Below are 10,475 nucleotides of genomic sequence, written 5' to 3'. Positions count from 1 at the left end.
GCAATTACTCTATCTACATAGCATAGGCTACGCAATTAACGATGACATGAATTTGGATGTCATTGACCATTTTACGAATAGAATCACGACTGGTTATATCCAACTCTGCCACATCGGTAAAAATATATTGGTTGGAGCTGACTGATGAAACACGGCGCATCTCATTACCAAGCTGACCGTTAGCTCCTGTCACTAGAATATTCATTGAACTTAATACAGATTTTCGTTATAATCAAATAACCAGCTGGCTTCTTCCAGACGTTCGTGATGTTTGTCCTTCTCGGAAAGGATTATTTTATCAGCAGGAACCTTCCAGTCAATTTTCAACGCGGGATCATCCCAAGCCAAGGCACCTTCACATTGGGGAGCATAGAAGTTGTCACATTTATACTGAAAAATAACCTCTTCCGTCAAAACAACAAAGCCATGGGCAAATCCACGCGGAATAAAGAACTGACAGTGGTTTCTTTCAGTCAATTCCACTGATACATGCTCTCCAAATGTTGGTGAGCCTTTACGGATATCGACAGCCACATCAAGGACAGAGCCTTTAATGACACGTACCAGTTTACTCTGGGCATAAGGTGGTTTCTGAAAATGAAGACCACGTAAAACACCATAGCTGGATTTACTTTCATTATCCTGGACAAAATCTACCTTACGGACCTTTTCTGTAAATTCACGTTGAGAGAAGGATTCGAAAAAGTAACCACGGTCATCTTTAAAAAGGCGGGGTTCAATGATGACAACACTCTCTATAGCAGTTTTGATTATTTCCACTGTGATTAGTGTTTATTAGTTATTTAAATTACCGGAAAGGAATATGGCATTATTCCAGTCCCAGTTCATTTATCACTTTTAAAAGGTACTGGCCATATTGGTTCTTTAGCATGGGCTTGGCCAGCTCACGCATTTTATCCGCTGTTATCCAGCCATGACGCAGGGCAATACCTTCAAGACACGCTACTTTCAATCCCTGACGCTTTTCAATCACTTCAATAAAAGTACTGGCTTCGGAAAGAGAATCGTGCGTGCCGGTATCAAGCCAGGCAAAACCACGGCCTAACAGTTGAACCTTTAATTGGTGGTCATTGAGAAATTCCTGATTAACAGTAGTGATTTCTAACTCTCCACGGGGAGAAGGTTGTATATGTTTGGCTACATCCACCACTTTATTGGGGTAGAAATAGAGTCCCACTACAGCATAGTTGGATTTTGGGTTTGCAGGTTTCTCTTCAATGCTCAAAACATTTCCATCCTTGTCAAAGTCAGCAACTCCATAACGTTCGGGATCAGCAACCCAATAACCGAATACAGTTGCTTTCTGCTCTTCCTCGACTGTACGGACAGCCTCCTGCAACATGTGGGTAAAACTTTGGCCATAGAAGATATTATCACCTAATACCAGACAGACGGAATCATTGCCGATGAAGTCTTCACCGATAATAAAAGCTTGAGCCAGACCGTCCGGGGATGGTTGTTCGGCATATTCAAACCGTACTCCGTAGTCGGAGCCATCACCCAGAAGACGCTTGAAACCCGGAAGATCATAAGGAGTGGAAATGATCAGGACCTCACGGATTCCAGCCAACATAAGGACTGAAATCGGATAATAAATCATAGGCTTGTCAAAGATAGGAAGCAACTGCTTACTCACTCCTTTGGTAATAGGATACAGACGAGTGCCTGAACCACCAGCTAAAACTATTCCTTTCATAAAAGCTTATTTCAATTTTAGAAAATAAGTAAACTGTTTTGAGATGGACACAAAGTAGCTTTTATTCTGTGTCTATTTAAATGGTTCCACATATCCCACCGGCATATCCGCACAAGCACACCCCAGCATATTCAACCGGACAGCAATCTTACTTCTGCCATCTATCGTAACAAGTTCTCCTACAAGCCCTGTCAAGGGACCTTTAATGACACGCACTTTTTCACCACGTGCCAAAGGAGCACTATTCATACAGATTGCCTCTTCGGAATAGTCAAGCATAAAACGGAAACGAGCCATTTGTTCATCAGGAATGATAGTCGGACTGCTCTCACCACGCATTACCATATACCGACTAACGGTAGAAAAGGAAAGAACCTCTTTACGCTCTTTAGGATCAGCATGTACAAAAACCATCATCGGAAGCAACACGGATTCAACCACTTTACGGCGGTCGCTCCATTGATGTACCTCTTGCTGGACTGGTACAAAATTTTCAATCCCCATTTTGTCTAAACGTTCGGCTACTTTCTTCTCATGATGCATACGAACCAGAGCAACATACCAGCGTTTAGAGTGTGCTACGCCTTCCCCTGTCCCAATATTAGGCCCAGCACTTAAAGTTTCTTTCGTTAGAATCATACTTTTTTACCCCTTATTTTTCCGTTACTTCTTAGGTAACGGATAAGGTACTCATTCACAGAAAAACAGATGAAAGCAGAAAAACATGGACAGGAACTGCCTACAAAGATGTTTTTCTAACCTACGTGAAGGGAAAACATCTTTGGAAACAGAGTACAGGAATTTCAGGCATGATCAAACAGAATCATCATGTCCTGATATATTTTTGTTGCATATTTCAACAATTCAGAAAAAAAAGAAGATTTTACTTGTTTACTATTTGTATTTTTGCATATCTTTGCACCGAATAATTATCCGTTACCTAAGAAGTAACGGAAACATTTCGCCCTTGATTTCTAACACTTTATCGTTAACTATCAACCTAAACGATAGTTTCTAATGTAAGATAAATTCCCTTTATTTACCTCTGTACGTTCTTTGAGTTCAAAACCTTTTAAATAGATTTGTGTCGTTTTTATAGATTTATGCCCCAATGATTCACTGATCATTTCAATTGGCACTCCACGATACTTCGCTGTCGTTGCCCAAGAATGGCGCAGTGTATAAGAAGAAACCGGAGATTTCAACCGTAAAACTCTCGCCAAATCTTTCAAACGATTATTAAAATTCCGAAGAGCAGACTGATATTCACGATATGCCCTTTCATCCTTCCGTTTTTTGTTACTACAAAGTATATCAAACAGATAGTCCGGACAATCGGGAATGGGTTCCTGATTACTCCGGAGTTGATTTATCATTCCCCTGGCGGTATCCAATACTTCTACGCTCATAGGAGTTTTCGTCTTGATTCGATTATAGCGCAACACGCTCTGATCTAAAGCTGATTTTTCCAAATGTGCCAAATCAGCAAATGACATTCCACAAAACTGAAACATCAGGGCGGCAATAATTTGTGTACGACGTAAACGTTCCGATTTGGGATCTTCATACAAAAGCTTATGTAATTCACCGGCAGACAAAGCTTTCTTTTGCCGGACATCCACACCTGTATAGACATCATGAAACAATCGAGGAACATAAGGGGCACTCCCCGCTTCCACTCCCCGATTGTAAATACTACGAAGCATACGCATATACGTAGAAATCGTATTGGGCTTCAAACCACACTCATAAAGATACTGACCATAACGTCGTAAACGTTCCTTGGTAACTTGCTTGAACGACACATTCAATGTACCACAATACCTCCCGAAAGAATAAAGGGCGTTCTTATAAACGTGCGCCGTAGAATAACGCCCTTCCTTTCGTAAACGATTGATGTAGTTCTCACCACATCGACTAAATCCATTTTTATTCATCATTTGCATCACTAGTTATTTTATATATATACTATTTGGCAAGCGACAAAAGAACAAATCTTTTTGCAGGTTCAATTTCACTTTCCAGATATTATTTTCGAATTAACATTCATTAATATTGCAAAAATTAACTAATTATGAGAAGCGAAAAATCTAAAAAAGGAAGTAAAAACAACAAAGCAAAAAGAAATGTTCAAACAGTGGGAAAAGCCCCTGGAAGACAGTCAAAGGAAGAAATCATCAGTGAAGAAGAGCTGGAAAACAGAATAGCAATCAGTGGAGATATCCGCCTTTATCTCACCATGCATTTGAGAATCTTTATCGATGGATATTTCCACCATCCTAAGAAAAAAAAGCTGATAAATCTGGCCCAATATATCTATGACCAAAAAGTATTATACATTCACAAGCATGGCGGCTATAAGTTAATGGAACTTAGCAGTATACATGCAGAATTGGCGGCATTGAAAAAGTCTGTCGAAGAAGAATATATGAAAGAGAAAAAGGAAAAAAGAGAACAGGCTGAAAAGCTTAAAAGCAAGTACTAAGAAAAAATAATGGGACAAGTGAAATATAAGACCTACCTTCGCCGCCGTTTTCAACCGGTCGGAAAACAACAAGAATTTCTCTCAAAAAATAGTGACGGTATGCTGTTGTCATAGCGTCACTATAATGAAAGGATAGTAACGCTATGACAACAGCATACCGTCACTATCCGACAGGGGATATTTATGTTTAAATAAAAACTTAATTTTTCAATCAAAAAACAGAAGAAAATGAGACAAAAGATCAAGAAAGGCAAGTTGGAAGCTTGCAAATTAGTATGGAAAAAACGTATTACTGCCGAAAAGGGGATTTCGGATAAATGTGCAGAGAGAATTGTACAGGAGTGCATTAAACTAATAGAACACATGTTGTATGGAAATGCAATGATAGCTTTTCATAAGCAGGATGGTACGTTCTGCCTGGAAAGAGGAACACTGGTAGGATATGAAAAATTCTTTCATAGAGAATTTAATATCACAGCACAACAAGAGTCTATTATCTATTGGAGTGAAGAACAAAAAGGATGGAGAAGATTCATGATCGGAAACCTGATGGAATGGAAAGCCATTGTATAGTTTATAATAAAAAATACTGAATAATGAATATGATTAATAAAGGGATACCTTACTTCCCGACACCGGCAAACTTTTTTGACGAAGAAGTGATGGAATTATTAGAAGCAAAATTCGGAGTGTTAGCTTCTTACATGGTCATGAGATTGCTTTGCAAAATCTATAAAGAGGGATATTACATCTCTTGGGGGAAAGAACAAAATCTAATTTTCGTCCGCAAAGTAGGTGGCGGGATCAAAGAGGACATGATGGAAAAGATTGTCGATCTGTTATTGGAAAAAGGATTTTTCCATAAAGAAACCTACGAGAAACACGGTATACTCACTTCGGAACAGATTCAAAGAGTGTGGTTCGAAGCTACGACACGAAGAAAAATAGATTTCTCACAACTACCTTATTTATTAGAGACCAAACAGAGAAAAAGGATACACAAGGATGAGTTGAACAAGGAAAATGCTAACATTTTTCCAACTCAAGAGGAGGTGAGTTCTGAAAATGCAGACATTTCTCGACAAACTAAACTAAAGGAAACTAAACTAAATACTGAAGAAGAAGAAATAAGCGATGCTTCGTTTGAAATTCCGGGGTATGCATACAATCAGGCCACACACAACATGAACGGACTGATAGAAAGCCTGGAACGCCACAAAGTGACTAATTTGAAGGAGAGGCAGACAATTCTCCGGTTATCAGACTATGGCAGGAAAGGCACCCAAGTATGGAAACTACTCTCCAATACGGCCTGGAGCAAAATCGGAGCACCGGGGAAATATATCATTGCAGCACTAGCCAGCGGACGGAAATAAACCGACTGATTAAAAGCTGATAAAAAAGGTACGAAAAATCTGTGCTTTTCACAAATTCTTCGTACCTTTACGCTCCGGTAAAACAAGTTCTATCCACATAAAAGATAACAAAATGGAAAACAGAAGTTTAGTAACCATTGCCGAACATTCTAAAGAAAAAATCCTCTACATGCTCGAAATGGCGAAGCAGTTTGAAATGAACCCCAATCGCCGGTTATTACAAGGAAAGGTAGTAGCAACCCTGTTCTTCGAACCTTCCACCCGTACCCGCTTGAGTTTTGAAACAGCTGCCAACCGTCTCGGTGCACGAGTAATCGGATTCTCTGACCCCAAGGCCACCAGCTCTTCCAAAGGGGAAACACTTAAAGACACGATCATGATGGTGAGTAACTATGCAGATATTATCGTCATGCGACACTATCTCGAAGGAGCTGCACGATATGCCAGCGAAGTAGCCCCGGTGCCCATTGTCAATGCAGGTGATGGAGCTAACCAGCACCCGTCGCAGACGATGCTCGATCTTTACTCTATCTACAAGACGCAAGGAACGCTGGAAAATTTGAATATTTTCCTGGTGGGTGACTTGAAATACGGCCGCACCGTACATTCTTTGCTGATGGCGATGCGACACTTTAATCCGACTTTCCATTTTATCGCTCCCGAAGAATTGAAAATGCCGGAAGAATACAAACTTTACTGCAAAACGCACCAAATAAAATACGTTGAACATACAGACTTTTCCGAAGAGATTATCGCCGACGCCGATATTCTGTATATGACCCGTGTACAACGCGAACGTTTCACCGACCTGATGGAATATGAACGGGTGAAGAATGTATATATTCTCCGTAACAAAATGTTGGAAAACACACGTCCGAACCTGCGTATCCTGCACCCGCTTCCCCGTGTCAACGAAATTGCTTACGATGTGGATGACAACCCGAAAGCATATTATTTCCAACAGGCACAAAACGGTCTGTATGCCCGCGAAGCAATCCTTTGCGATGTATTAGGTATCACATTAGAGGACGTTAAAAACGATATTTTATTATGAGCGAAAATAAACAAGCATTGCAAGTAGCTGCCCTGAAAAACGGAACAGTGATTGACCATATCCCATCTGAAAAGCTCTTCACCGTAGTGCAACTGCTCGGTGTGGAACAAATGACAAGCAATATCACGATCGGATTCAACCTCGACAGCAAGAAGCTGGGTAAAAAAGGAATCATCAAAATTGCAGATAAATTCTTTTGTGACGAAGAGATCAACCGTATTTCGGTAGTAGCACCGCACGTCAAACTGAATATTATCCGCGATTACGAGGTAGTGGAAAAGAAAGAGGTAAAAATGCCGGATGAGCTTCGTGGCATCGTGAAATGTGCCAATCCGAAATGTATTACCAACAATGAACCGATGAGCACCATCTTTCATGTGATAGATAAGGATAATTGCATCGTGAAATGCCATTATTGCGAAAAAGAACAGAGACGTGAAGAGATAACAATCCTCTAACTTCAGCTCACCACAGATTACACGGATTCACACAGATTTTTATTTTATGGGACAATAACATCTATATCTGTGTTAATCTGTGTAATCTGTGGTGAAAAAAATGACAACTATGAAACAGGACTGGAAACCAGGAACGATGATTTATCCGCTGCCGGCTGTACTAGTCAGTTGCGGAAAAGAGGAAAGCGAATATAATATGTTCACAGTAGCATGGACGGGTACGATTTGCACGAACCCGCCCATGTGTTATATATCCGTACGTCCGGAACGCCACTCATACGATATTATCAAAAAGAACATGGAGTTTGTCATCAACCTGACAACCAAAGACATGGCTTTTGCCACCGACTGGTGCGGAGTTCGTTCGGGACGTGATTATCATAAATTCGAAGAGATGAAACTGACACCCGGACAGTGTACGGTGGTCAGTGCACCGCTGATTGAAGAATCACCCCTTTGCATTGAATGTCGTGTAAAAGAAATCATCTCTCTTGGCTCACATGATATGTTTATTGCCGACGTAGTAAATGTGCGTGCCGATGAACGGAACCTGAACCCCGAAACCGGAAAGCTGGAACTGGCGGAAGCTAATCCGCTGGTATATGTGCACGGAGGATATTACAATTTGGGAGAGAAAATCGGTAAGTTCGGTTGGAGTGTAGAAAAGAAAAAATCATAAAAGGAACGATACTGTCATGGATATGCTGCGTAAATTCATTTTTTTAGGTTTATTAGTTGCAGCCGGCAGCCCGGTTGTCGGACAGAATTATAACGCAGACAGAGTAGACCGTCCCAACACAAAAAAAATAAATATCGGTATCAAAGCGGGCTTCAACTCTTCCATGTTCATGGTGTCTGAACTGAAAATTAAAGATGTAACTATCGATGAGGTGCAGAATAACTATAAGATTGGTTATTTCGGTGCTCTCTTCATGCGCATCAATATGAAAAAACATTTCATTCAGCCTGAAGTGTCGTATAATGTAAGCAAATGTGAGATTACTTTCGACAAACTCGGTTCCCAGCATCCTGCCATCGAGCCTGATTACGCTTCGGTGCAATCGGTGTTGCACAGTGTCGATTTTCCCGTTCTATATGGATATAACGTAGTGAAAAAAGGACCTTACGGAATGTCTATCTTCGCAGGTCCCAAGCTTCGCTACCTATGGGGAAAGCACAATGAAATCACTTTTAAGAATTTCGACCAAAAGGGTATTCACGAAAAGTTGTATCCGTTCAATGTCAGCGCAGTGATTGGCGTAGGTGTCAACATCTCACGTATCTTCTTCGATTTCCGCTACGAACAAGGTATAGGAAACATCTCCAAGTCTATCATTTATGACAATATCAACTCCGACGGCAGTACGGGTGTGAGCAACATTATTTTCCGTCGCCGTGACAGCGCGTTAAGTTTTTCACTGGGATTCATTCTTTAAGAATAAAATATCATTAAATCCCGCTTTTTACTAACATTTTTCTTACTGTTCCTTCATTCTTTATTTATTTTCATTAACTTTGTGCGCTTAAAATAGGTATCTCGAATTAGAAATTTAATCTTACTTATAAAAGAATGAAAAGAGACGACATCATTTTCGACATCATCGAAAAAGAGCATCAACGTCAGTTGAAAGGAATCGAGCTGATTGCATCAGAAAACTTTGTGAGTGACCAAGTAATGCAGGCAATGGGTTCTTGCCTGACTAACAAGTACGCAGAAGGTTATCCCGGCAAACGTTACTACGGAGGTTGCGAAGTAGTAGACCAAAGCGAACAAATCGCTATCGACCGCCTGAAAGAAATTTTCGGCGCTGAATGGGCAAACGTACAGCCACACTCGGGAGCACAAGCTAATGCTGCTGTTTTCCTTGCTGTTCTGAATCCGGGCGACAAATTCATGGGATTAAATCTGGCACACGGCGGACACCTGTCTCACGGTTCATTAGTGAACACTTCCGGTATCATCTATACTCCTTGCGAATATAACCTGAATCAGGAAACAGGACGCGTTGATTACGACCAGATGGAAGAAGTCGCTCTTCGTGAAAAACCAAAAATGATTATCGGTGGTGGTTCTGCATACTCTCGTGAATGGGATTACAAACGTATGCGTGAAATCGCTGACAAAGTAGGCGCTATCCTGATGATCGACATGGCTCATCCTGCCGGTCTGATCGCTGCCGGAGTGCTCGAAAATCCGGTTAAATATGCACATATCGTCACTTCTACTACACATAAAACACTTCGCGGACCTCGTGGTGGTGTCATCATGATGGGTAAGGATTTCCCCAATCCATGGGGTAAGAAAACTCCGAAAGGTGAGATCAAAATGATGTCTCAATTACTGGATTCTGCCGTTTTCCCGGGTATCCAAGGCGGACCGTTGGAACATGTAATTGCTGCTAAAGCAGTTGCTTTCGGCGAAATCCTGCAACCTGAATTTAAGGAATATGCTAAACAAGTACAGAAAAATGCTGCCGTACTTGCACAGGCTTTGATCGACCGTGGCTTTACCATCGTTTCCGGTGGTACAGACAATCACTCTATGTTGGTCGACCTGCGTAGCAAATATCCTGATCTGACAGGTAAAGTGGCAGAAAAAGCATTGGTTTCTGCTGATATTACCGTTAACAAGAACATGGTTCCGTTCGACAGCCGTTCGGCTTTCCAGACTTCCGGTATCCGTTTGGGTACTCCTGCTATCACAACTCGTGGTGCAAAAGAAGACTTGATGCTCGAAATTGCAGAAATGATCGAGACTGTATTGTCTAACGTAGAAAATGAGGAAGTTATTGCACAAGTACGTGCACGCGTCAATGAGACAATGAAAAAATATCCTCTTTTCGCTTACTAAAACACAATTTTAAAGCTAGTAATTGTAAACTGTTATTAGCTTAATTCCCATTTAAGGTCTGCTCTTTACGAAAGGAGCAGGCCTTTTTTTATTTATTAACGGTCCCGTTCGAACCATCTTTCCGGAATTTCGTTTTTGTTACTATAAAAGAAATATATGATGTCATATATCACCCACAACAAGTACGAATTCAACCGTACAGTGTGCAAGAAGAGAAAAGAGAAGCACACTGGACTCTATATACAGTCATCCCCGTCTTTCCACATTCAGGGATATTCAGTAAATGTTCCTCTTTCTAAAAAATCAAGAGAAAAGCTTTGCTTTACGTGAGCTTTTCTCTTGATTTTTTCGTTCAACTCTCCCAGTCTTCTATCTTTTTTGTAGAATATTGTTTACATATTCTTATTTTTTCCTTCCCACCCATGCATTATGTACATGTCTTTTTTAGGGGAAGTTAAAACCTCTCCTGTTTTTCCTGTTATTTTAGTTAGATTATGCTGCCTTTCTTTTTTTTCTTTTCGACCTTTTCTATCA

At 40.7% G+C, this 10,475-nt stretch carries 12 protein-coding genes and 1 pseudogene; 8 read left to right on the top strand and 5 right to left on the bottom strand.

All coding sequences use genetic code 11. From position 1 onward, the window contains the following. Positions 1–22: 22 nt before the first annotated feature. From HMPREF0106_RS16345 to HMPREF0106_RS16365, 5 genes and pseudogenes are all read right to left on the bottom strand, one after another. Positions 23–205 (bottom strand): annotated as a pseudogene (locus HMPREF0106_RS16345) (sugar nucleotide-binding protein); the annotation flags it as partial. A 5-nt stretch (positions 206–210) separates the two neighbouring features. Next, complete coding sequence (gene rfbC / locus HMPREF0106_RS16350) at positions 211–780, bottom strand: dTDP-4-dehydrorhamnose 3,5-epimerase (protein WP_009039543.1); 570 nt, start codon at positions 778–780, stop codon at positions 211–213. Between the two features lie 49 nt (positions 781–829). Further along, positions 830–1,717 carry a glucose-1-phosphate thymidylyltransferase RfbA gene (gene rfbA / locus HMPREF0106_RS16355; protein WP_009039542.1) on the bottom strand — a complete coding sequence of 296 codons (888 nt, stop codon included), beginning with the start codon at positions 1,715–1,717 and terminating at the stop codon, positions 830–832. A 72-nt stretch (positions 1,718–1,789) separates the two neighbouring features. Next, complete coding sequence (locus HMPREF0106_RS16360) at positions 1,790–2,356, bottom strand: UpxY family transcription antiterminator (protein ID WP_009039541.1); 567 nt, start codon at positions 2,354–2,356, stop codon at positions 1,790–1,792. A gap of 356 nt (positions 2,357–2,712) precedes the next feature. Further along, complete coding sequence (locus HMPREF0106_RS16365) at positions 2,713–3,663, bottom strand: tyrosine-type DNA invertase cluster 3b (protein ID WP_008022559.1); 951 nt, start codon at positions 3,661–3,663, stop codon at positions 2,713–2,715. Positions 3,664–3,791: 128 nt separating this feature from the next. Here HMPREF0106_RS16365 and HMPREF0106_RS16370 point away from each other — a divergent pair, with 128 nt between their 5' ends. The 8 genes from HMPREF0106_RS16370 to glyA all read left to right on the top strand — a co-directional run bounded on the left by HMPREF0106_RS16370 (position 3,792) and on the right by glyA (position 9,941). After that, complete coding sequence (locus HMPREF0106_RS16370) at positions 3,792–4,202, top strand: DUF4119 family protein (protein WP_008022561.1); 411 nt, start codon at positions 3,792–3,794, stop codon at positions 4,200–4,202. 228 nt (positions 4,203–4,430) lie between these two features. Beyond that, on the top strand, positions 4,431–4,775 hold the full coding sequence (locus HMPREF0106_RS16375) for an SH3 beta-barrel fold-containing protein (RefSeq protein ID WP_009039539.1): 345 nt from the start codon (positions 4,431–4,433) through the stop codon (positions 4,773–4,775). A gap of 23 nt (positions 4,776–4,798) precedes the next feature. Continuing rightward, positions 4,799–5,578 carry a DUF4373 domain-containing protein gene (locus HMPREF0106_RS16380; RefSeq protein ID WP_008022568.1) on the top strand — a complete coding sequence of 260 codons (780 nt, stop codon included), beginning with the start codon at positions 4,799–4,801 and terminating at the stop codon, positions 5,576–5,578. Positions 5,579–5,690: 112 nt separating this feature from the next. Further along, positions 5,691–6,632 carry an aspartate carbamoyltransferase gene (gene pyrB / locus HMPREF0106_RS16385; protein ID WP_009039538.1) on the top strand — a complete coding sequence of 314 codons (942 nt, stop codon included), beginning with the start codon at positions 5,691–5,693 and terminating at the stop codon, positions 6,630–6,632. Then, positions 6,629–7,090, top strand: coding sequence for an aspartate carbamoyltransferase regulatory subunit (pyrI, locus tag HMPREF0106_RS16390; protein WP_009039537.1), 462 nt, complete (start codon positions 6,629–6,631; stop codon positions 7,088–7,090). The genes pyrB and pyrI overlap by 4 nt, the downstream gene beginning before the upstream one ends. Positions 7,091–7,199: 109 nt before the next feature. Beyond that, positions 7,200–7,769, top strand: coding sequence for a flavin reductase family protein (locus HMPREF0106_RS16395; RefSeq protein ID WP_004303449.1), 570 nt, complete (start codon positions 7,200–7,202; stop codon positions 7,767–7,769). 16 nt (positions 7,770–7,785) lie between these two features. Beyond that, positions 7,786–8,526 (top strand): porin family protein, encoded by a 741-nt coding sequence (locus HMPREF0106_RS16400; protein ID WP_008019436.1) that lies wholly within the window; start codon positions 7,786–7,788, stop codon positions 8,524–8,526. Positions 8,527–8,660: 134 nt separating this feature from the next. Continuing rightward, a complete protein-coding gene (gene glyA / locus HMPREF0106_RS16405; RefSeq protein ID WP_004303451.1) occupies positions 8,661–9,941 on the top strand; it encodes a serine hydroxymethyltransferase in 1,281 nt (426 codons plus the stop codon). Positions 9,942–10,475: the final 534 nt, after the last annotated feature.

Source organism: Bacteroides sp. D22, assembly GCF_000163675.1.
Taxonomy (GTDB): domain Bacteria; phylum Bacteroidota; class Bacteroidia; order Bacteroidales; family Bacteroidaceae; genus Bacteroides; species Bacteroides xylanisolvens.
This window is presented reverse-complemented; position numbering and strand designations above follow the sequence as displayed.